At 63.8% G+C, this 21,088-nt stretch carries 18 protein-coding genes and 1 pseudogene; 11 read left to right on the top strand and 8 right to left on the bottom strand.

Translation table 11 applies throughout. The annotated features are described in order from the left end of the window. Window positions 1–6: 6 nt before the first annotated feature. The 7 genes from AN936_RS02170 to AN936_RS02140 all read left to right on the top strand — a co-directional run bounded on the left by AN936_RS02170 (window position 7) and on the right by AN936_RS02140 (window position 8,794). Window positions 7–630, top strand: coding sequence for an acyl-homoserine-lactone synthase (locus AN936_RS02170; protein WP_054586711.1), 624 nt, complete (start codon window positions 7–9; stop codon window positions 628–630). Next, window positions 627–1,505: a phytanoyl-CoA dioxygenase family protein gene (locus AN936_RS02165; protein WP_054586710.1), complete on the top strand. Its 879-nt coding sequence runs from the start codon at window positions 627–629 to the stop codon at window positions 1,503–1,505. The genes AN936_RS02170 and AN936_RS02165 overlap by 4 nt, the downstream gene beginning before the upstream one ends. Continuing rightward, the gene (locus AN936_RS02160; protein WP_054586709.1) at window positions 1,502–2,113 is read left to right on the top strand and encodes a GntR family transcriptional regulator; all 612 of its coding nucleotides are present in this window, start codon (window positions 1,502–1,504) and stop codon (window positions 2,111–2,113) included. Before AN936_RS02165 ends, AN936_RS02160 begins: the two co-directional genes overlap by 4 nt. Before the next feature lie 157 nt (window positions 2,114–2,270). Continuing rightward, a complete protein-coding gene (locus AN936_RS23930) occupies window positions 2,271–2,975 on the top strand; it encodes an RNA polymerase sigma factor (protein ID WP_084758120.1) in 705 nt (234 codons plus the stop codon). Then, the gene (locus AN936_RS02150; protein WP_054586708.1) at window positions 2,972–3,961 is read left to right on the top strand and encodes a FecR family protein; all 990 of its coding nucleotides are present in this window, start codon (window positions 2,972–2,974) and stop codon (window positions 3,959–3,961) included. Before AN936_RS23930 ends, AN936_RS02150 begins: the two co-directional genes overlap by 4 nt. Window positions 3,962–4,061: 100 nt before the next feature. After that, on the top strand, window positions 4,062–6,593 hold the full coding sequence (locus AN936_RS02145) for a TonB-dependent receptor (RefSeq protein ID WP_054586707.1): 2,532 nt from the start codon (window positions 4,062–4,064) through the stop codon (window positions 6,591–6,593). Between the two features lie 11 nt (window positions 6,594–6,604). Beyond that, window positions 6,605–8,794, top strand: coding sequence for a prolyl oligopeptidase family serine peptidase (locus AN936_RS02140; RefSeq protein ID WP_158500034.1), 2,190 nt, complete (start codon window positions 6,605–6,607; stop codon window positions 8,792–8,794). Here AN936_RS02140 and AN936_RS02135 read toward each other — a convergent pair. Genes AN936_RS02135 through AN936_RS24975 form a run of 3 tightly spaced genes read right to left on the bottom strand, consistent with a single transcriptional unit; the run spans window position 8,791 to window position 11,349 of the window. Beyond that, on the bottom strand, window positions 8,791–10,503 hold the full coding sequence (locus AN936_RS02135; protein WP_054586705.1) for an asparagine synthase-related protein: 1,713 nt from the start codon (window positions 10,501–10,503) through the stop codon (window positions 8,791–8,793). The genes AN936_RS02140 and AN936_RS02135 overlap by 4 nt on opposite strands. After that, window positions 10,503–11,153, bottom strand: coding sequence for a lasso peptide biosynthesis B2 protein (locus AN936_RS02130; RefSeq protein WP_054586704.1), 651 nt, complete (start codon window positions 11,151–11,153; stop codon window positions 10,503–10,505). The genes AN936_RS02135 and AN936_RS02130 overlap by 1 nt, the downstream gene beginning before the upstream one ends. A 55-nt stretch (window positions 11,154–11,208) precedes the next feature. Then, window positions 11,209–11,349, bottom strand: a complete 141-nt coding sequence (locus tag AN936_RS24975) for a hypothetical protein (protein ID WP_158213705.1) — start codon at window positions 11,347–11,349, stop codon at window positions 11,209–11,211. A gap of 441 nt (window positions 11,350–11,790) precedes the next feature. On the opposite strand from AN936_RS24975, the pseudogene AN936_RS23925 reads away from it, so the two are divergent. Next, window positions 11,791–11,964: pseudogene (locus AN936_RS23925) on the top strand (NAD-dependent oxidoreductase); the annotation flags it as partial. A gap of 310 nt (window positions 11,965–12,274) precedes the next feature. On the opposite strand, the gene AN936_RS02125 reads toward AN936_RS23925, so the two are convergent. Both AN936_RS02125 and AN936_RS02120 read right to left on the bottom strand, forming a co-directional pair. Further along, the gene (locus tag AN936_RS02125) at window positions 12,275–13,447 is read right to left on the bottom strand and encodes a CaiB/BaiF CoA transferase family protein (RefSeq protein WP_231732804.1); all 1,173 of its coding nucleotides are present in this window, start codon (window positions 13,445–13,447) and stop codon (window positions 12,275–12,277) included. A gap of 134 nt (window positions 13,448–13,581) precedes the next feature. Further along, window positions 13,582–14,739: an acyl-CoA dehydrogenase family protein gene (locus AN936_RS02120; protein ID WP_054586703.1), complete on the bottom strand. Its 1,158-nt coding sequence runs from the start codon at window positions 14,737–14,739 to the stop codon at window positions 13,582–13,584. 274 nt (window positions 14,740–15,013) lie between these two features. Between AN936_RS02120 and AN936_RS02115 the strand changes: the two genes are divergently transcribed. Further along, window positions 15,014–15,661 carry a TetR family transcriptional regulator gene (locus AN936_RS02115; RefSeq protein ID WP_054586702.1) on the top strand — a complete coding sequence of 216 codons (648 nt, stop codon included), beginning with the start codon at window positions 15,014–15,016 and terminating at the stop codon, window positions 15,659–15,661. 127 nt (window positions 15,662–15,788) lie between these two features. Here AN936_RS02115 and AN936_RS02110 read toward each other — a convergent pair whose 3' ends face one another. Further along, window positions 15,789–17,204 (bottom strand): aldehyde dehydrogenase family protein, encoded by a 1,416-nt coding sequence (locus AN936_RS02110; RefSeq protein WP_054586701.1) that lies wholly within the window; start codon window positions 17,202–17,204, stop codon window positions 15,789–15,791. Window positions 17,205–17,421: 217 nt separating this feature from the next. On the opposite strand from AN936_RS02110, the gene AN936_RS02105 reads away from it, so the two are divergent. Further along, window positions 17,422–18,672, top strand: a complete 1,251-nt coding sequence (locus AN936_RS02105) for an acetyl-CoA C-acetyltransferase (RefSeq protein WP_054586700.1) — start codon at window positions 17,422–17,424, stop codon at window positions 18,670–18,672. A gap of 67 nt (window positions 18,673–18,739) precedes the next feature. Here the strand turns inward: AN936_RS02105 and AN936_RS02100 are convergent, their stop codons facing one another. After that, window positions 18,740–19,117: an EthD domain-containing protein gene (locus AN936_RS02100; protein WP_054586699.1), complete on the bottom strand. Its 378-nt coding sequence runs from the start codon at window positions 19,115–19,117 to the stop codon at window positions 18,740–18,742. Between the two features lie 85 nt (window positions 19,118–19,202). Here AN936_RS02100 and AN936_RS02095 point away from each other — a divergent pair, with 85 nt between their 5' ends. Further along, window positions 19,203–20,216 carry an NADP-dependent oxidoreductase gene (locus AN936_RS02095; protein ID WP_054586698.1) on the top strand — a complete coding sequence of 338 codons (1,014 nt, stop codon included), beginning with the start codon at window positions 19,203–19,205 and terminating at the stop codon, window positions 20,214–20,216. 38 nt (window positions 20,217–20,254) lie between these two features. Here AN936_RS02095 and AN936_RS02090 read toward each other — a convergent pair whose 3' ends face one another. Further along, on the bottom strand, window positions 20,255–21,052 hold the full coding sequence (locus AN936_RS02090; RefSeq protein WP_054586697.1) for an enoyl-CoA hydratase/isomerase family protein: 798 nt from the start codon (window positions 21,050–21,052) through the stop codon (window positions 20,255–20,257). Window positions 21,053–21,088: the final 36 nt, after the last annotated feature.

Below are 21,088 nucleotides of genomic sequence, written 5' to 3'. Positions count from 1 at the left end.
TGACCTATGACCGATCAATCCACGCGGGCGCAGGCTGCGCCCGGCGACGCGGCGCTGCGCGCCATGTTCGCAGCCCGAAAGCAGGTTTTCATCGATCTTCTGAAGTGGGATCTTCCCGCTCTCGATGGGCGTTTCGAGCTCGACCAGTTCGATAATCCGCATGCTCGATATCTGATTCTGCTTGATCCGGACGATCTGCGCCACCGGGCATCGGCGCGGTTGCTGCCGACGACCGCACCGCATCTCCTCGGCGATCTCTATCCCCATCTCTGCCCCGACGGCGCGCCATCCGGCGAGGCGGTCTGGGAAATCAGCCGCTTCTGCCTCGACCCCGCGCAATCGGCCGCCGAGCGTCTCGACGCCCGCAACCAGCTCGTCAGCGCGCTTGCGGACCATGCCCTCCACAATGGCATCCGCGAATATGTCGGGATCGCGGAGGCGCGCTGGTTCGCGAAGATCAGCGGTTTCGGCTGGTCCTGCCGCGCGCTCGGTCCCGCTCTCCCGGGCAGCGCCGGCCCGATCCTCGCGTTCGGCATCCGGATCGACGCCGACACGCTTCCCGGCCTGCAACGAACGGGGACATGGACGCCGCTCGGGCTCAAGCTCGAAGGTGGGGAACTTGCACCATGACGGCGGATCTCACCCAGGCCGACCTTTCCACCCGCCTCGTCGGCGAACTTCGCGGCAACGGCTTTTGCATCCTGCATGAGCGGGCGAGCGCGACCGTACACGCCCTCGCCAGCGATCTCGATCCGGTCTTTGCCGAGACGCCCTTTTGCGAGGGCGACTTCTACGGCCGGCGAACGAAGCGGTTCGGCAGCCTGCTGCGGCGCTCGCGGCACGTGGCCGATCTGGTGCTCGACCCCGTCATCCTTTCCGCCGTCGAAGCAATCCTCGGGCCGGGATGCGAGCGCATGCAGCTGAACCTCGCCCAGGCGATCGAGATTCACCCCGGCGAAGTGCGGCAGTTCCCGCACCGCGACCAGGACATGTGGCGCGGCGCAGACGGAACCCAGGAATATCTCGTCAACATCCTCTGGCCGCTGACCTCCTTCACGAAGGAGAATGGCGCGACACAGATTTTCCCCGAAAGCCAAGGCGTCACCGGCATGGCGAAAGAGGATCCCGGCCCTCCTATATATGCCGAATGCGAACCCGGCGCGGCGATCTGCTTTCTCGGATCGACCGCGCACGGCGCCGGCGCGAACCGTAGCAAGAATGTCCGGCGCGGCGTGCTCGTCAGCTACAGCCTTGGCTGGCTCAAACCCTATGAAAATCTGTGGCTGGCCTACCCGCCCGACGTCGCGCGGCACTTCCCGCCGGAGCTCGCGGCGCTCGCAGGCTATGCGCAGCACCGCCCCAACCTCGGCAACTATGAAGGCCAGTGCCCCTCGATCCTCCTGCAAGGCGAACCGTCCGGCCCGATAGGCGCGGTCGACGCGCTGCGTCCCGACCAGGCCGATGCCGTCGCCGATTTCGCTGCGACCGAAAGGAGCGGCCGATGAGTCCCGCGCACGTATTCGAGCCGACCTATGAAGCAATCAAGCGGCGCCTGATGGGGGGTATATGGCCCACAGGCGCGCGGATCGAAGCCGCGCGGGTGGCCGACGAGCTTGGCGTCAGCCTCACACCGGTGCGCGACAGCCTCTTTCGGCTGGATGGCGAACGCATGGTCGATTTCAGGCCGGGAGAGGGATTTCACGTCCATTATCTTGCCGAGACAGAGTTTCGCGACCTGCTCGAGCTTCACCTGATCCTGCTGCTCGCCGCCGTCGCGACCACGCCCAAAGGCTTTGCAGCCTCGGTGTCGGCCGACCAGCCCTATCCCGACCGGTTCGCTGACCTGTTCCTCGCCATCGCCGAACGATCGTCGAACGGCGAAATCGTCGCGAGTATCGCGGCGATCGGCGACCGGTTGCAGTTTTCGAGGCAATTCGACGCGGCGATCCTTTCGGAAGTCGAAGCCGAATATCAGCGGATCGAGACCGCGGTCGCCGAAGCCGCACCGCAAGCCGAGCTTCGGGGCCTGCTGCTCGGCTATCATGAAAGGCGAGCGCACGAATCGGCACGCTATGCTCGCGCGCTCGGCAACCATCCGGGGCGCGATGTTTGAGCAGTCGGAGCCATCGCCCGATCCTTTTGCTTGTCAGCACCGCCCGAAATTGACATGATTCCAGAGCGGAGGAGCATGTCTGGCAGCTCCTTCGCGGAATATTTCGCCAGTCATCAATCACGCCAGTCCCTGACCGGACCGGCGGCCCAACCGGACCATGGCCCGCGCGAGCGGCCAGACGGCGGCACAGCACTGGAAGAGCAAGCCCGGCCGCGGCCGGACGCTTTCGCTCGTGCCGGCCGGGACTACCGCCTTGTCTTCCTGTACCTGCCGCGACCGTGCGCCGCCGCGTCACCCCTTTTCACCGTCCTCGGCCTGCCATGTGCATCCGGCCGACCGGCCGCCGCAGTGCAGACAGCGGCCAGAGGCCGGCCAGGATCTCGAGGCGGCCTATCGTGCGCACCGCATGTCGCTCTTTCATTTCCTGCGCCGCAAGGCGGGCGCCGAGGAAGCGCCCGATCTTGTTCAGGAAGTCTTTGCGCGCGCGGCGGGCAGCGAGCAGCGGTACCAGCTCGCCAATCCGGGCGGTTTCCTGCGTCGTATCGCCCAGAACCTGCTTATCGATCGCGCCAGGCGCCAGAAATCGTCGCGCGCGACCTTCTTTCCGCTGCGCGATGAGAGTGAAGGCGCCACGCCCGCCGCGCAGGAGTGGGATCTCGAAGCCGCCGATCTGCTTCGGCTCTATGAAGCGGCCGTTGATGCCCTGCCGCCAAAGACCCGCCGCGTCTTCCTCATGCACCGGGTGGACGAGCTCTCTTATCGCGAGATACATGAGGCGCTCGGCATCAGCATCGCGACGGTGGAATATCATATGATGAGAGCGCTCGCTCAGATCTCGAAGGTGGTGGACGAGGGTCAATGACCAAAGCAGGTGACGGCGACTATTCGCTCGACGAGATCGCGCGCGCATGGCTGATCAAGATGCGCGGCGAAGATGCAGCCGCGCTCCGCGGCGAGTTCGATGCCTGGCTGAACGGGTCGGCCGAAAACCGCGAGGCCTATCGGCGCGCCGAGCAGCGCATGGCGGCGCTCGCCATTCTCAAGACATCGGAGCGTCACGGGAGCGCGCATGCCGAGGCGCGGCGCGGCCGGATCAAAAAGTGGCTGCCGTGGGGCGCAGCAGCGACGGCGCTCGCGCTCCTGATCGTCGCGATCGGTGCCGGGGGCGCTCCGCTTCCCGGTCAGCGGGGCGGCAGCTCGGCCGCCTTTGCCGCCGAGCCGCTGGAGACACGGCGCGGCGAAATACGGACCTTCCGGCTTGCCGACGGGTCGAGCGCGACGCTCGACACCGACAGCCGGCTCGACGTCGCCGTGGGGACAGACGCGCGAAGAGTGCGTCTGGTCAGGGGCCGGGTTCGTCTCTCGGTGGCCGGGCAGGACGTCCCCCTGCGCATTGACGCCGGACGCGGCACCGCAAGCGCGAATGATGCCGAGATCGACCTCAGTCTCGACGAGGCCGGCACGGTCACCGCAATGCTGCGGCGCGGTGCGGCCGAGGTCCGCACCGATGCGGTGGCGGACCAGGTCACGCCGCTTCGCGAAGGCGCGGCGCTGGCCTATCGGTCCGACGGAACATTGGCGCCAAAAGCCGGACCTCCGCCGGCCCTTCCGGCACACTGGCCCGATGGCTGGGCCGAATATCGCTCGATCCGGCTCGACCGGCTTGTCGCCGAAGCCAATCGCTACGCCGCGGTTCCGATCATGATCGAAGACAGCGCGATCGCGGCGCGCGAGGTATCGGGGCGCTTCCAGATCAGCAAGACCGAGCCATTCGCGGAGCGCATAGCGACCCTCTTAGATCTGCGGGTCGAGCGCCGAGCGGACGCACTCTTCCTCCGCCGCCGATAATTTTTTCACCGACTGGCTAAGGGCACCTCCTTCGTCCCGTCAACTCACCCCCAACTGACCGCCTTGCCCGATGCACGGCGGAATTTTTGGGGGAGTGACTATGTTGATCAAGTCTCGTTCGCTGGCCGCGCTACTCGCCGGTGTTGCTGCCTGTTGTTCGCCAATCGCCGCGATGGCGACAGAGCAAGAGCGCCAGTCTTACGATATGCCCGCGCAGGATCTGGGCGAGGCTCTGCGCCGAGCCGCCGATCTCGCCGACATCGAACTCTATGCCTCTTCGCGCGACCTTGAAGGGAAGACCGCTCCTGCCTTGAAGGGCCAGTTCACGCCGCGCGAAGCCGTCGAGACCCTCCTTGCGGGAAGCGGGCTCATCGCACGCTTCGACGACCGCGCGGTCATCATCCGCAATGGCTTTTCGGCTGAAATCCCGTCTTCGGCCGAGCCGGAAACCATCATCGTCACCGGCTCGCGCATCGCAGGCGCGCCTGCGCCGGCGCCCGTTATCGAAGTGACGGCGGAGGATATCCGCAACGCCGGCCATGCCGATCTCGGCGAGGTTGCGCGCAGCCTGCCGCAGAATTTCGGGGGCGGCCAGAACCCAGGGATCGGGTCGGGGCAAGGAGTCCAGAACCAGAATGTCAACGTCAACGGCGCGTCGACCTTCAACCTTCGGGGTATCGGTCCCAGCGCCACGCTGACTTTGCTGAACGGAAACCGTTTTGCCTATAGCGGTACACAGAGCGTGATCGACATCAGCGCGATCCCGACGGCAGCGGTCGAGCGGATCGAGGTCGTCACCGACGGCGCGTCGGCCATTTATGGCGCCGACGCGGTCGCCGGCGTCGTCAACATCCTCCTCCGCAAGGATTATGAGGGCATCACAACGAGCGCGCGGATCGGCGGGTCGACCGACGGCGGCAATTTCCAGCAACAATATAATATCGTCGGCGGGGCCAAATGGTCGGGCGGGGGCTTTCTCGCCACCTATGATTTTTTCGACAACAGCGCGATCCTGGCGCGGGACCGCAGCTATGCCGTGACCAGCAATCCGCTCTCTACTTTCTATCCCGAACTGCGGCGCCATAGCGCCTTGTTCAGCGGCCATCAGGACCTCGCACCCGGCCTCGGCATCAAGGCCGACCTGATCTACAAGCGCGGCGACATGACCTCGGTGCGCGGACTGTTCGCCGACCGGCCGATCACGACGCGCGGGATCGTGGTGCATAATGAGTTCGAGACCTTCGGCGTCGCGCCGACGCTCGAAGCTTATCTTGGCGGCGGCTGGAGCACGCGCGTTTCGGGCTTCTACGGCACGGACAAGACCTATGGGGTCACGCAGAATTTCACCAATGGCGTTGCGCCCCCTTCGATCCGGATCTTCAACAATCGCAGTCTGAGTATCGAGGCGGGGGTCGAAGGCCCGCTTTTCGCGCTGCCGGCGGGCGATGTCCGCCTCGCGGCAGGCGGCGGCTGGCGCAGCAATCACCTTAACGCCCTGATCGCGGGCCGGGCCTTCGCACCCACGCGCGAGAACCGCTATGCCTATGGCGAGCTCTTCGTCCCGCTCGCCAGTCCCGATCAAAAGCTGCCCTTCGCGCACCGCGCCTCGATCACGGCAGCAATGCGCTTCGAGGATTATTCCGATTCCGGGAGCATCGTCGTGCCCAAGCTCGGCTTCGTCTATGCGCCGGTCCCGGAGCTCAGCCTCGGCATTTCGTGGGGCAAGTCGTTCAAGATGCCGACGCTCAACCAGCAGTATAGCGGATATACGCCGGTCCTCCTGTCCGTGACCGGCTATGGATCGATGTTTCCGGCCGGATCGACCTATGTCTATCTCGGCGGTCCCAATCCGGATGTCGGCCCCGAGCGATCCGAGAATGTGACATTGAGCGCGACCTTCCGCCCGTCGAGCCGGTTGCAGATCGTGACAAGCCTCTTCCGGATCGACTATCGCGACCGGGTCGCGCCGCCATTCGGATCGCCACTCGGGGTTCTCACCAATCCGCTGTTTGCCGATCTCGTCACCTTCAATCCGTCGCCGACGTTGCTGGCCGCCGCGATCGCGGGGGCCTCGGACCCGCTCGGCAATGCCACCACCGGACCCTATGACCCGGCCAATGTCATCGCGCTGATCGACGGGCGCGACCTCAATATCGCCTCGCAGCGCTATCAGGGCGCGGACCTGTCGCTGCGCTACCGCGCACCGATCGGTGCGCAGATGCTGACACTGATCGCAAGCGGCACCTGGCTCGACAGTCGGCAGCAATTGTTGCCGGGCCTTCCGGTGACCGATCTGGCCGGCACCATCTTCAATTCGCCGCACTTTCGCGCGCGGGGTGGCGCAACCTTCGGAAATGAGGACTTCACTCTCGCCTCCTTCGTCAGCTTCACCGGCGGCGTCACCGATCGGCGCCGCACAATTCCCGTCAAGGTGGCGTCGGTCGCGACGCTTGACCTTTCGGCGCGTGTCAAAATCGGCGCATTGGGCGAGATCAGCGTCAACGCCCTCAATATCTTCAATGCAAAACCCGAGATGACGGCAGTGGCATCGCCGAGCGACACCCCCTTCGATTCGACAAATTATTCGGCGGTGGGGCGTTTCCTCGGCATCACGATCAGCCGCGACTGGTGAGGAGGATGTCCATGCGGAATAGCCTCCGAGCCGGCCTCCCGGCCGCGGCGATCCTTGCCGTCGCGGTGCTCTCCCCTGTCGCCCCGGCAGGGGAGAGCAAGGGCAGGCCCTGGACTCTCGAGGACATCCTCACCGTCCCGGAGGTGAAGGACATCGCCCTGTCGGAAGATGGCAAGCTTGCCATCTACGCGGTCGAGATTGCCGACCTCGCTGCCGACAAGCCGCGATCCCATATCCGCATCCTCGACATCGCTGCCACCCGGCAAAGAACCATAGTGACCGTCGACAGCGCCAAGTCGCTGCGGCGCATCCCCGGCACAGCGGACTGGAGCGCCCTCCTCGACCTCGGGGCGGGCCTGCAGCTCTATCGGATTACGCCCGGCGGCATGGTGCAGCCGCTGATCGTGAACCCGGCGACCGTTCCTGTCGGGAAAGCGGACATGTCTTTTCCGATCGGCGGCGGTGTGCGCCCGTCATCGGTAGGCGTTCTAGACTATGACTGGTCCCCCGGCGGCGCCTGGCTCTGGTATTCGCAGCTCAGAGCATTGCCGAACGCGCCTCGCGTCCGATTCGACGCGGAGGTCAGCGCTCTGAAAAGCCGGCGCCGGTCTACGATAGACGTCGAGATCGACTATTTCCTGCGCGGACCCGACGGGAAAACCACCCTGATGCTGAGCAGGCCATCGAAGGACCGGATGGCGACGCGTGGCGGGGGGCAGATTCTCTGGCGCGGCGATGAGGTTCAATTCCGGGTGGAGACACCCGATGGCTCGGAAGGCGGTCGGTTCGAGATGCGCGCCTGGAATCGGCTGAGCGGAACGATACGCACGCTGGGTGTCGAGCATAATCTGGAGACAATCGCGCTCCTCAGGGGACCGCGCGGCGGCGAACTCGCGACGAGCGGCCTGGCGAAAACGCTGGACCTCGTGGAAACGGGCCCGGACGGGGAACGGCACAGCTACGGTGCGGTCGCATTCACCATAGGCGATCCCCGCGCGGCTGCGCCCCAGGCGAGCCGCGACGGAAAAAAGCTGGTTCTCGGAACCCGCGATCTCGATGCGGCCCGCTACGGGCTGGCCGTCGTCTCGAGCGATGACGTGCGAAGGGTGGAGAGCGAACACAGCCTCACTCGCTGCGCCTATGATAACGCGCTTCTTTTCGCGGTCTGCGTCGAAGAGGGAATCGCCACACCGCCGAGGCTTGTGAAAATCGACCTGAGGGATGGCCGCATCTTCCGGCTCCTGTCGGTCTCGGCGGAGCATGACGCGATCGCTCCCCTCACCATCCTTCCCCGGGTCTGGACCAACCGCGATGGGTATGAAGCCCGCGGCTTTGTCGTCCTCCCCCGCGGCTACCAAAAGGGAAAGCCCTACCCGGCCGTCATCGTTACCCATGGGTCCGATGCCGACGACCGGTTCGCCGCGCCCGGTTTCCAATGGAACTACCCGGTCCAGCTGCTCGCCGAGAGAGGTTATGTGGTGCTGCTGATCAATGACCCCTCCCCCCTGCAATCGGAGGAGCTGATGGCGGCCAGCAAGGCATGGGTTCGCGGCAGCGGGCCGCCGGATTCAGAGACTCTGCAGCGGTTGCTGTGGATCGAAGGCGTCCACATCTTCGAGGATGCCGTCGACGAAATGGCCATCGAGGGTCTCGTCGATCGGGATCGGGTGGGCATCGCCGGCTACAGCCGCGGCTCGCAGATGGTCAATGTCGCGGTGACCCGGTCGCCCCTGTTTCGCGCCGCATCGAGCGGCGATGGCGGCTATCTCGAACCGGCGGGATATGCGACCGCCGGCTCGAGCTATGATGCGGTTTATGGCGGCGCACCGCTGAGCGACGCCATAATCAGCTATCGCCGTTTCGCTCCGTCGCTGAACGCCAACAGAGTTTGCGCAGCCCTGCTACAGCAGGTTGCCTCGGCATCGCCGTCGCAGATCGAATTGTTCGAAGCGTTGCGCGCGGCGAAAGCGCCGACGCAGATCAGTCATTATTCCGGCGCTACGGCAGCGTCTGACGAAACCCATGTCTTCTACCGGCCGTCGAACCGGTCGCTCGCGATGCGGGAGAATATCGCCTGGTTTAACTATTGGCTTCTGGACAAAAATGATACCGACGGCCCCTTCCCGAACCAGGCCGAAAGCTGGGGCAAGCTCGCGCGCGATCGGCCCGATCGTTGCCGCGCGGCGAACGGGCCCGGTTAGGATCCGCTCCACCAGCGCACCCAATTTTCGGCGGCGGCGAATTCGAGGATACGCTGAATTCGCTCGACGCCGCGCCAGGTGGGATCCTCGGCGCGATCGAGAAGCGCGGGATCGAAAATACCCTCGGAAGCCAATAGGCCGTTGCGGAGGCGGTCGTGAAGGCGGTCCCTGTTGCGGCGGTATATCAGGAGATCAAACCCGCCGGGACCGCCCTTGCTGGTGCGGGCGGTGACAAGCGACGTAAGCGCGCTGTCGAAGGCGCGGCGCGCGACCGCGCGATTCCGTCCGCCGGATACCCACATCCAGGTCGGAATCGACAGACAGAGTTCCATCAGGGGCTGCGATATGAGCGGCGCGACATGGGGCGGCGACACCGCGCGCGGATAGAGCTCGATGCTCTTTTGGGTTCGCATCAGATAGGCTGCATGAACGGTCTTTCCGGGCAGAATGTCACGCGGCGGCCGGAGCCAAGGGTGCGTGGCCCCGGCGGCCCGTGCCACCCTCGCGGCGTCCGGCTGCAGCCCCGCTGCGTTGAACCGGATCTGATGCCGTCCCCCGTGGCGGCGATGGCGATCCCAGGCATGGCGCAGGACCGTGCGTCGGTCGGCGCCGGTCAGCAGGCATATGTCGCGCAGCGTGGTTCCGAGCCGTGCGGACGGGCCCTCCGCCAGGACGCGATCGAGAAGGGGAATGGTGCTCCGCAGGCTGCACAGAACAGCGTCGCCGCCATTGCCGGTAAAATAAGCATCTACCGGCATTTCTCTGGCTAACCGTTCGTGGATCGCCTCGTTCGTCTGGCGCCCGATCGGCACGATCGGCCAGGGATGATTGGGCGCGGAGGCGCGGCCGACGTCGATATCGCCAATTTCGCGCTGCACTTCGCGAATATTGAGCCCGAGATGCGTCGCCATGGCCAGCGCATATCGTCGTTCGTCGCCATCGGCATCGGGCCCGAACAGGGTCAGACACGTCAGCCCGCGCGCGGCAGGTGCGGCGCCGGCGGCGACGATCGATGAGTCGAGACCTCCGGATACGCCCAGCAATATCGACGAGAAGCAGCGCGACCATGTCCCCGCGACCCCGCAAACGATGTTGCGCAGGTCCTCAGCGAAAGTCTCGAAGTCCTTGTTCGCGCGCGGCGTGACATGGTCCCATGGGGTCCACCAGCTCTCGAGTGCCACCTTGCCATCGGCAACGGCAAGGCATTCGCCGGCTATCAGTTCCTCGATCCCCTCGATACATGTGCGACGCCCGCGCGCGTCGCCGCTTGAAAGCACGCGCGCGACTTCGCCCAAATCGACGGCGCCGGAACCCGGCGAAGCGAGTTCCGTGATATCGCCGGCGATGCTTATTCCGTCGGCCTCCCGTTTTACGTAGCAGGGCAGCGCGCCGGACGGGTCCCGGAATATCGTCACCGCCCCGTTCCGGCCGATATGAACAAAAACATAGCCGCCCCAAAAATCCGTCAGCAGCTTTCGTCCTTTTTCGGCCGTGAGGACTTGGCCGGGGCACTCAATGGCAGGCGGCACCGCGCTAAATTTTTCGAACAGGCGACCAATGATGATGCTCCGCGCATCCACGTGCTGCAGCGGCTCGCGCGACCAAACCGCCACATTTCCGCAACTGAAATCAGCCGCACCGCGAGCTTGCGAGCGACGACGCAAACCATCCTCTGCGAAAGCGATCTCGATGCGAAATCCACCGGTCATCAGACCGCCAAGATCGGCTTGTAGCGAAGGATGACATCGAGCGGGTCGGTCAGCACCGCTTCGCCAGCCTGAACCCAGCAATGGGCAGCAAAGGGCAATGTCACGCCAAAGACAAGACGGGCGTCGCACCTCGCGCGCGCAAGGATCCGGCGCATCGCAATGCCCCGCTCGAGGCACCGATCCGTGGCAAGCGCGTAACGCCGGGCACGGTGAAACGCGGCGGCGACACGAATATAGGTCTCTTGCCGACTCTCGGGAGAATGTTTTTCGAGGCGCTCACCCATCCGCCGCGTGATCTCGAAAACCGGAATACGGCCAATGTCAAAGCGCGCTCGCCTTTGGGCCGCAATCGCCCTGAGGGTATCGAGCCAAGGCGTATCGGGGAGAGGCTGGTCGATGAGGCTCGCTGTGACGGCCGGCGGCAGGGGCAGATTCCCGATAGCCAATCCGCCAGCGGGACCGATGAGCTGCTGATCAAGCAGAACAGCCTGTTCGTCGTCGCTGGCGCGCTGGTCGAGGAAATGCGCAAAAGCTTGCGACGTCCGCCCCTGGATCAGGAAATAGCGGCCAGCAGGCAAGTCCAGAAACACATATTCGCTTTCGAAGCGGCAAAAGTGCAGCCCTGGCCGGATGTCGTAAGATGGGTCCATGCGATGGCTGTGCCAGAGGTACGGCGCGCCGCAGCGCGGCGCGCCGCCCTGAGGGTCAGTCTTCAGCGGTGATGCCGCCGACGAGCAGGAAGTGCTCGTTGGTATCTTCATCGCGGGGACCGACCGGTTCGATGCCTCGGGTCTCGACGCCGACGGCGCCGAGGTCGATCAGGTCACTGCTGTCCTGCTGTTTCATCACATCTTCCTTCCGAAATCGCGACCGAAATGAGTCGCACTTGGGAAGTTATGCCTCGGAAATTCCGGCCGCTATTTAATAATCTGAAAATAATCGAGCATCGTTTTCAAAAAAAGAGTGACCGCGCAAAGGAAACGCACATCGGGGCACGAACCGCTACCTTTAGCTTGCGCCTGGACATACGTAGCGGAACCCGGTCACACGCCTGCAAATGTGGCGTGACCGCGATCATGCGTTTGATCGGGAGATGTGCAACTCCAACTGGCACCGGAACTGGATGTATCTTTGCCGCACAGGGTTACGTACAAACGCCGAGGCGCGCATCGAACCTCGGTCCCGAAAACGCCTCTGCGATCATCAAAGGAAGCATGATTTCGGCACAGGCCCGTTTTGACAACGGCCAGTTGCGCGCGTCCTTTCTGACTACCGACGATGGCAAAGAACGCAGTGCTGCCGTCCATCATCGGTACGCCGGCGAACCGGGCGGACATGCCGGATGCTGACCTGAGCGACTGGATTTCGCCCCAGGCGGCCGCTCGCGTCGTCGCCTTTCTGCTTTCAGACGAGGCGGCGAGCATTACCGGAGCCCAGCTCAAACTCTCCATGGGGCAATGAGCCAATCGCACGGCGGTGTGCCGGTTTGGCCGGCGCAGCGGCGCGATCAAGCCGCATCGATCTTGCCGGGAGTGCGAGCCTTGCGCGGCAAGGTCAGAGCTTGGCGGCGATCGTCATCAAAATGGCGCCCCAAACGAGGAAGGTGACGGCGTAAACCGCAATACAGTCAGCCTCTTGGCGCAGTCTGGCGCGCATGATCTTCTCTCCTGCTCCTTGCCCCGCCCTTGTTTCGGGCGGTGGCTTCACACAATGCCGTCATCGCGCGGAATCTGGCTTCGGATGCGGGATTCGAGGCCCGCACCAAAAGCGGTCATCCGGAGATGGATCGGCGGATTTCTTCGCTCTGTTCGCCTATCGCCGGGGCGACCTTGCCGGCTCCTCCCAGCGATACGCCAAAGCGGACAGGATGCCCCATCCGGAAGCACCGTCCTTCGGTGGGATGCTCATAGGCTTCGAAGAAGCCGGTGGCGGCAAGATGCGGATCATTCATGATGTCGGCGAGGTCACGGACAGGCTGAGCCGGGATTTGCGCGGCATGGCAGCGCGCAACGAGGTCGGCGGTCGTGAAGCCTGGCGTCAACCTTGCTATTTCGCGGTAAAGGAGCGGGAGATTGCGCCCCCGCGCCTTGCGGGTTGCGAACGCGTCCTGATCGAGGAAGCCCGGATTGCCAAGCAGTTCGAATATCCGCGACCAGCTTTCGTCGGTGTAAGCGACGATGCTCACGTAGCCGTCGGAGGTCGGGAAAGGCTGGCGATCGGGATCGATCTGGCGAAAATAGCCAACCGGAGCATTGGGAGGGTCGAAGGCCAGACCGCCGAGATGCTCAAGCAGCATGAAATTGGTGAAGACCTCGAACATCGGAATTTCAACGAGCTGACCCTCGCCAGTCCGCATGTGATGGATAATGGCGGCGAGCACCGCGTGCGCCCCATGAAGACCGGCGACCTTGTCGGCGATCAGCGAGGGCAGATAGCGCGCGCGCGGATCGCCATCGACGCGGGGGAGAAGCGTTGCCGTCCCCGACGCTGCCTGGATGACGTCGTCATAGGCCTGTAGATCGGCATAGGGGCCATCCTGACCGAAGCCGACGCAATGCGCATAAATGATATCGGGCTTGATCGCCTTTACCGCTTCATAGTCCAAGCCGAGACGTTCGGCGGCTTTGCCCCTGACATTGAGAACGAACACATCCGCATCCGACAGAAGCTTCTTCATCGTCTCGAGGTCGGCAGCGGTCTTGAGATCGAGGGCGATCGATTGCTTGCTGCCGTTGATTGCCATGAAAGCAGGCGCCATGCCGTGGGTCGCGGCCGCCTTGCCCGACCAGCGAAAAGAGTCCCCGCTTCCCGGCACTTCGACCTTGATGACGTCGGCGCCGAGCTCAGCGAGAATATGGGTGCAATAGGGTCCGAAGACGACGGTTGTGAGATCGACGACCTTCAAGCCCGTAAGCATCGCCTTGCCGTCCGCCATTCCCATCATATGCTATTCTCGCTGCCATACCGTAAAGTCACAGCATTTTAATTACCCAATTAATGATGCGCGATCAAGCTGAACCGTCGCGCCTCCCGGCGTGACATGCGCCGAAACATGACGGCACGGAGCGCGACCGACGCTCAGCGAGCGGAGTCGATGGCGCGCCAGACCAGATTCTTCTGAATTTCCGTGGTCCCCCCGTAGATCGTTTGCGCGCGCTCGAAGAAATAGGAAGCCGTGGCGACCGCGGCAAACTCGGGAATGAGCGGCGTCGCCTCATGCCAGTCGGAACGAGAGCGATCGAAAAAGGGCGCCGCATGCTCCCCTGCCCGGTCGATATACAGCTCGGTGATCAACTGCGCGGCCTGCGTGCAACCGATCTTCAGACTTGCGACGGTGGCCGCATCGCTTCCATGCACAAGCGCCTTCAGAACCTGCTGTTCGAGCACCATCACCGTAAATTCTGCATCGGCAAGCCGCCGGGCGAAGGCGCGGTCGCCCGCGACCATCGTGCGGAGGGTCGCAAGGTCGCGCTTCTTGCGGCCAACATGCGCGTAAGAGAGGCGCTCATTCTTGAGAAGGACGTTTGCATAATGCCACGCGCGCCCCTCCTCCCCGATGCGGTTTGCGGCGGGAACACGGACGTCGGTAAAGAAGACCTGGTTCAGCTCATGCGCGCCATCGATCGAAACGATCGGCCGCACGCTGATGCCTTCGCAATTCATCGGGGCGCAGATGAGCGATATGCCGTCCTGCTTTCTTTCTTCGTGCGAAGTCCGGCAGAGGCAGAAAATCCAGTCCGCGATGTGGGCGCCGCTTGTCCATATCTTGGAGCCATTCAGAATATAATCGTCGCCATCGCGTACCGCCGAAAAGGCGAGACTGGCGAGGTCGGACCCCGCGTCGGGTTCCGAATAGCCTTGCGCCCAGAAGGAGCGCGACGAGAGGATGTCGGGCAGCCAGCGCTGCTGTTGTTCGGGCGTGCCGAACGCACAGATGATCGGCCCGATATAGATGAGGCCCATCGGAATCAGGTTCGGCGCGCCCGCCAGCTCCATTTCCTCTTCGAACAGATAGCGTTCGACCGGCGTCCATCCCGTGCCTCCGAACTCGCGGGGCCAGCTGGCAGCCAACCAGCCACGGGCCTGGAGCGCCTGCTGTGCGGCTTCATAATCCTGACGGCGGAGAAACTGACCGGTGCGAACCTTGTTCAGGACAGAAGGCGGGAACTCGGTTTCGAAGAAGCGGCGAACCTCGGCCTGGAACGCCCTGTCGGCGCGGCTGAACTGCAGGTCCATGGCCTCACTCTCCTCACTTTTTCAATTGCGATGGACCATCAATTAATCGCATAGATAATTTCAGGCAAGCGTCGCGCAGGCCATCTATATCTGGCGAACGCTGTGGAGGTTATCGCCTGGACCGGCTGGCAAATAGGACCAGCGCCGCCGCCACAGGGCGTGGGAATATATTGTTCAATCAATTAATTTACGCCATATCCGAACGGCTAGCCGCAAGCTGCGGCGGGCCGATTGCAGGGGATGGTCGTGCCGGGACGACCACAGGGAGTGACGAATGAAGGTGCAGATCGAGGCGGAAGGCGGTTCGTCGACAGCGGAGTCTCGCGAGCGACTGCTGGAAGCGGCGGGACAATTGATGGCCGAGCGGGGTACGACCGATATTTCGTTGAGCGAAATTGCTGCGCGGAGCGGGGTCAATTCTGCGCTGGTCAAATATTATTTCGGCAACAAGGCGGGCATGCTGATGGCGCTGCTTCGCCGCCGGCTGGGTCAGGGAATGGCGGACCTGCAGCAGCTGCTGAAAATGGATATTTCGCCGCAGGACAAGTTGCGCATCCACATCAGCGGCATGGTCAACACCTATTATCAATATCCCTATGTCAACCGGCTGATGCACGAGCTGGCCAACGAGCCGTCGGGCGATTATGGCAAGCAGATCGCCGAGGAAATCAGCCTGCCGGTCGCCAAGGCGCAGCGCGCGATTCTGGAAGAAGGCCGGGCCAAGGGCATCTTCCGCGAGGTCGATCCTCTGGTCTTCTATTTCATGATCGTCGGGGCCTGCGACCAGCTGTTCCATTCACGCCACCAGGCGCGACATGTGTTCGGCCTTGAGGAGATCAACGACGATCTCAAACGCCGCTACGTATCGGAGCTCTGCAACAACCTTATCAGGGGAATCTCGGCCGACCCGCGCGCGAACTGACGGCGCGCCGCCCCGGTTGAGCTGCGCGGGAAGGACGCAAGGCGCCGCGGCCCAGGCGTGGCGCCTCCAGCCGCAGCCGCACGATTCTGCCCCCTCGCGCCGAGACCGACGCCAAGCTCCGCTGGACCTATTTGGCGATCGTAACCGTCTGGGGCACCGTGAACTCGAGCAGTCCCTCCTTGCCGTTCTCGACGCCGATCCCCGATTGCTTGTGACCCGCGAAGGGCGTCCAGGGCATGATGTAGAGCGTGTCGTTGATCCACACGGTTCCCGTCTCGAGACGCGACGCGATGTCCGCTGCGGCCTCCGTGTCGGCTGACCAGATCGAGCCGCCGAGACCATATTCGCAGGCGTTGGCACGAGCGACCACCTCGTCGATGTCGCGGAACTTCAGCAGCGGGAGGACCGGGCCAAAAGCCTCCTCCTGCACCACGCGGCTATCCTCGGGTGGGTTGTCGACGATCGCGAGTGGAACGAAGAAGCCAGTTCCTTCGGGAACGTCGCCGCCGGCAAGGAAGCGCAGCCCCTGCTGCTTGGCGTCCTCGATGAGATTCTTGACACGTTCGAACTGGGGGCGGTTCTGGATCGGTCCGAAATTGCTTCCCTGGTCGAGCCCGTCGCCGACCTTCGCGGCGCGCGCGCGCGCGACAAGTGCATCCGCCACCTTGTCATACACATCTTCGTGCACATACATCCGCTTCGTCGCGATGCAGATCTGGCCGCTGTTCGCGAAGGCCGAGAAGAAGAGCTTGTCGGCCACCTCATCCAGCGCCACATCGGGCATGACAATTGCCGCATCATTGCCCCCGAGCTCGAGGGTCACCCGCTTGAGGCCTTTGGACGCGGTTTCCATGACGCGCTTGCCAGTCGCGGTCGAGCCTGTGAAACTGATCTTGTCGATGCCCTCATGCGCGGTCAGCCAAGGGCCAAGGCGATCGCCGCCGCTGATCACGTTGAACACGCCTGGCGGAAGATGCTCGCGAAGAAGCTCGGCCAACTTGAGCATCGTGAGCGGTGTAAAGGGCGAAGGCTTGAGCACCAGGGTATTGCCGGTAAGCAGCGCCGGTGCGATCTTCCATACGGCGAGATTGACCGGGAAGTTCCAGGGTACGATGCCCGCGACCACCCCGAGCGGGACGTGGCGCGTTTCGGACCGTTTTGAAGCGCTATCCTCGGTGACGGTAACCGGAATGTCCTGCTTCGATACCTCATTGGCCCAATAGGCGGCGAAGGCGATCTCCTGCGCCGCGCCGTCGAGCGGGCGTCCCTGCTCAAGCGTAAACAGACGGGCGAAGTCGGCCTGGTGCTCGGTCAGAACCTCGCCAATCCTGGCCACCGCGCGCCGCCGCTCCTCGATCGGTGTAGCACGCCAGCCGGGAAAGGCCGCGCGGGCGGCGGCCACGGCGTCATCCAACTGCTTTTCCGAGCAGTCGGGAGCTTTGGCAACGATCTCCTCGGTTGCCGGATTGATGACATCGATCGTCTCGCTCGACGAGACGGCCTTGCCGCCGATCGTCATCGTGAAGCTATCGAAAAAGCTCATCCGGATTTTCTCCCATCAGGTGGCCGCAAACAATTGGCTCTATTTAATCATTCAATTGATTATGCGACGAGGCAAGCGTTTTTTGCATGCAGCCTCGCTGCCGGTCGGGCTCCCGAGCCCTCCGTCCGCACCGACCAATTCGCTTGATCGAAGCGAGGGATTAAATTAATCGCTCGACTAATTCTGGATCGGACCAACTTCTTGCAAGGATGCTTTCATGACTGAAGCCTATATCATCGACGCCGTCCGCACCCCGCGCGGGATCGGCAAGCCCGGCAAGGGCGCGCTTTCGCACCTTCACCCGCAGCATCTTGCCGCGACGGTGCTCGCTGCGATCCGCGACCGCAATAATCTCGACACATCAACGGTCGACGACATCGTCTGGTCGACGTCGAGCCAGGTCGGCAAGCAGGGCGGTGACCTCGGCCGCATGGCGGCGCTTTCGGCGGGCTATGACATCAAGGCGAGCGGCACGACGCTCGACCGCTTCTGCGGCGGCGGCATCAGTTCGGTGAACTTCGCGGCGGCGTCGGTGATGTCGGGTATGGAAGATTGCGTGATCGCCGGCGGCACCGAAATGATGAGCTTTACCGCCAGCCACGCCGCTGAGCAGGCCAACGCCGGCCTTGCCCCCCAGATGATGGGATCGGGTCATGAAGCGCTCGACACGCTCCACCCGCAATCGCACCAGGGAATTTGCGGCGACGCGATCGCGACGATGGAAGGCATCAGCCGCGAGGCTCTCGATGCGCTCGCGCTCGTCAGCCAGCAGCGCGCCGACAAGGCGATCAAGGAAGGCCGTTTCAGCAAGTCGGTCGTCCCCGTCCTTAACCCAGACGGCAGCGTTGCGCTCGACCGCGAGGAGTTTCCGCGCCCCGAAACGACCGCCGAAGGGCTTGCCGCGCTGAAGCCCAGCTTCAGCGGCCTGGCCGATTTCGATCTTGGCGGCGGGGTGACCTTCCGCAAGCAGATCAACCGCCGCTATCCCGACCTCGAAATCCAGCATTTCCATCATGCGGGCAATTCGTCGGGCGTCGTCGACGGCGCCGCGGCGATCCTGCTCACGTCGCAAGCCTATGCCGAGAAGAACGGCCTGACCCCGCGCGCGCGCATCGTCGCTTATGCCAATATCGGCGACGACCCGACGCTGATGCTCAACGCCCCGGCCCCGGCGGCGAAGAAGGTGCTCGAAAAGGCGGGGCTGACCAAGGACGACATCGACGTCTGGGAAATCAACGAGGCCTTCTCGGTCGTTGCCGAGAAGTTCATCCGCGACCTGGATCTGGATCGTGAAAAGGTCAACATCAACGGCGGTTCGATGGCGCTCGGTCACCCGATCGGCGCGACCGGCTCGATCCTGATCGGCACCGCGCTCGACGAACTCGAACGCTCGGGCGGCCGCTATGGCCTGGTCACCATGTGCGCCGCCGGCGGCATGGCGCCGGCGATCATCATCGAAAGGCTTTGACGTCGAAGCTTTGGCTGACGGATTGGAGCCGATAACAAATAGCGGCGGGCGGCGCATTCGCCCGCCGCTATCCATTGCTGATGATGTCGTGCCCCTGAACCCAGAAGATGGGCGAGTTGGGAAGGTCGATGAACCTTTTCTCGTCGGCGAGCAGCAGCCTGCCTGCGGCGCGTCCTGCCTCGGTCATACCCGCCGCTCGCACGGCAGCCGCGCTATCGTACCAAAGCTCGGCAATACCGTCGTAGGGCGGAAGCTCGCAGCCGCGGCCAGCCAAAGCACGGGTAAGCCCGTCGTCGTCAAGGGCGTGCGACTGGACATAGCGGCGGATGCCAAGCGTCTCGGCAACGCTGCGAACAAGCGGTGCATGTTGATTGAGCCAATAGTCCTGAAATTCGGACAATGTGAGAGCGGGCAACCGCCGCAGGCAGAATTTGATGGCAATCATGGTCAGACTTTCTTGTGAAAGGGTCGCCGCGCGCCCCGGATGGGAATTGGCTCTGGTCGCTGTCCCGCGCTTAAGGAGATAGGATATGAAGAACCGCCAATGGATATTGAAGCGCCGTCCGCAAGGCGCGCCTGGCGCTGCGGACCTGGAACTGCGGGAAACGCCCATAGGCCCGCTCGCGGACGGAGAGATATTGGTTCGCAACCTCTATCTTTCGCTTGATCCGACGAACCGGCTCTGGATGAGCGATCGCGACCAATATCTGCCTCCGGTCGGTGTGGGCGACGTCATGCGCGGCGGCACGATCGGGGTCGTCGAGGCTTCGCGCTCGGACCGCTTTCGCGTCGGGGACCTCGTCCTGCCATCGACCGGCGGTTGGGAGCTTTACTCGATAGCGAATGAGCGCGGATCGCGTCGTATCGCGCCGCAGGCTGGAGTTCCGCTGACGGCCTATTTGTCGGTCCTCGGGGCGACGGGACTGACGGCCTATTTCGGGCTGCTGGACATCTGCAAGCCTCGGGAAGGCGAAGTCCTGGCGGTGTCCGCGGCGGCGGGTGCCGTCGGCTCGATCGTCGGTCAAATCGGCCGCATCAAGGGCGCGCAAGTGGTCGGGATTGCCGGCGGCCCGGAAAAATGCGGCTGGCTTACCGAGACGCTGGGGTTTGATTCGGCGATCGACTATCGCAACGAGGATGTCGGTGTCGCGCTCGACCGGCTGTACCCGACAGGTATCGACATGAATTTCGAAAATGTCGGCGGTCCGATCATGGATGCCGTTTTCTCGCGTCTCCGCAAGGATGGCCGCATGGCGCTGTGCGGAATGATCTCCGCCTACAATGAGGACGGGCCAATGCCGGGGCCGCGCGACTTCGGGCGAATCCTCATGCAGCGCCTGACCGTTCGAGGCTTCATCGTGATCGATTATCTTCGCCAGGCGCCTGGAGCATTCGCCGACCTCTCGTCGTGGATTGCCGAGGGCCGGCTTGCCTGGAAGGATCATGTCGTCGACGGGCTCGAGGAGGCGGTGGCCGCGCTCGACCTGCTGTTTACAGGGGGCAACGACGGAAAGCTCGTCGTCAGAGTTTCGCCGGAGCCCTGACGCCTGACGCCTGACGCCTGACGCTGCGCACAGCCCCTTCATCGCATCGCTTCAAGTCCGACATCGCCTTCTGCGAACTGGAAGAGCGCCTCCGGCAGCACCTCGCCGGTGAGGCCAAGCTCGCCAAACCGGCAAGCTTCCGCGGCCAGCCTCTCCCGGTCTTCGTCAGTGGCCGTCAGGCGCAGGATCGCGGACACCGCGGCGGTCGAACGGCCGGCGAACATGCCGGCCAATTCGAGGGCACGATCGAGCGCACAGGGGACCACTTCATCGACAAGGCCGGCCGCCAGCGCCTGGCTGGCCGTCATGACGTCGCCGCGGAGCATGAACAGGCGGGCCCGATGGCGTCCGACCAGTCGCGACAGCCGCTGCGTTCCCCCTCCGCCGGGGAAGATGTCGAGGCGAATTTCGGGAAGGCCGATCGCGGTGGCGGCGGGCGATGCGATCCGCATGGTGCAGGCGAGTGCAATTTCGAAGCCGCCGCCCATGCACAGGCCGTCAATCGCGGCGATCACCGGCTTTTCGGCGGCGTCGAGCATCGCGCCGAGTTCGGCGAATGCGCTGGTCGCAAAGGCTTGCGGATCGACGCTTCCCATGCCTACGCGTTCAAGCGAAGTTGCAATTTGCCGGACGTCGGCGTGGCGGATGAAGATGCCGTCCTGACCGCCTGTGAGAATGATCGCTCGTGTTTCGGCCGCCGCGAGGAGGGGCCTGATCGCCGCGACAAGGTCCGCCGCACCGCCGTTCGAGACGGTGCCGTGCGGCGGATTGGCGAAGCGCACGACGGCTACGTCTTCGGCGCTTTCGACCTGAACGCGAAGCGGCTTGCCTGTCATCCGCGGACCTTTTCCATTGCTGATCCGGTGAGCTAG

This window comes from Sphingopyxis macrogoltabida, from assembly GCF_001307295.1.
Lineage (GTDB): Bacteria > Pseudomonadota > Alphaproteobacteria > Sphingomonadales > Sphingomonadaceae > Sphingopyxis > Sphingopyxis macrogoltabida_B.
Note: the sequence above shows the minus strand (reverse complement) of the source record. Positions and strands in the feature narration are given on the sequence as shown.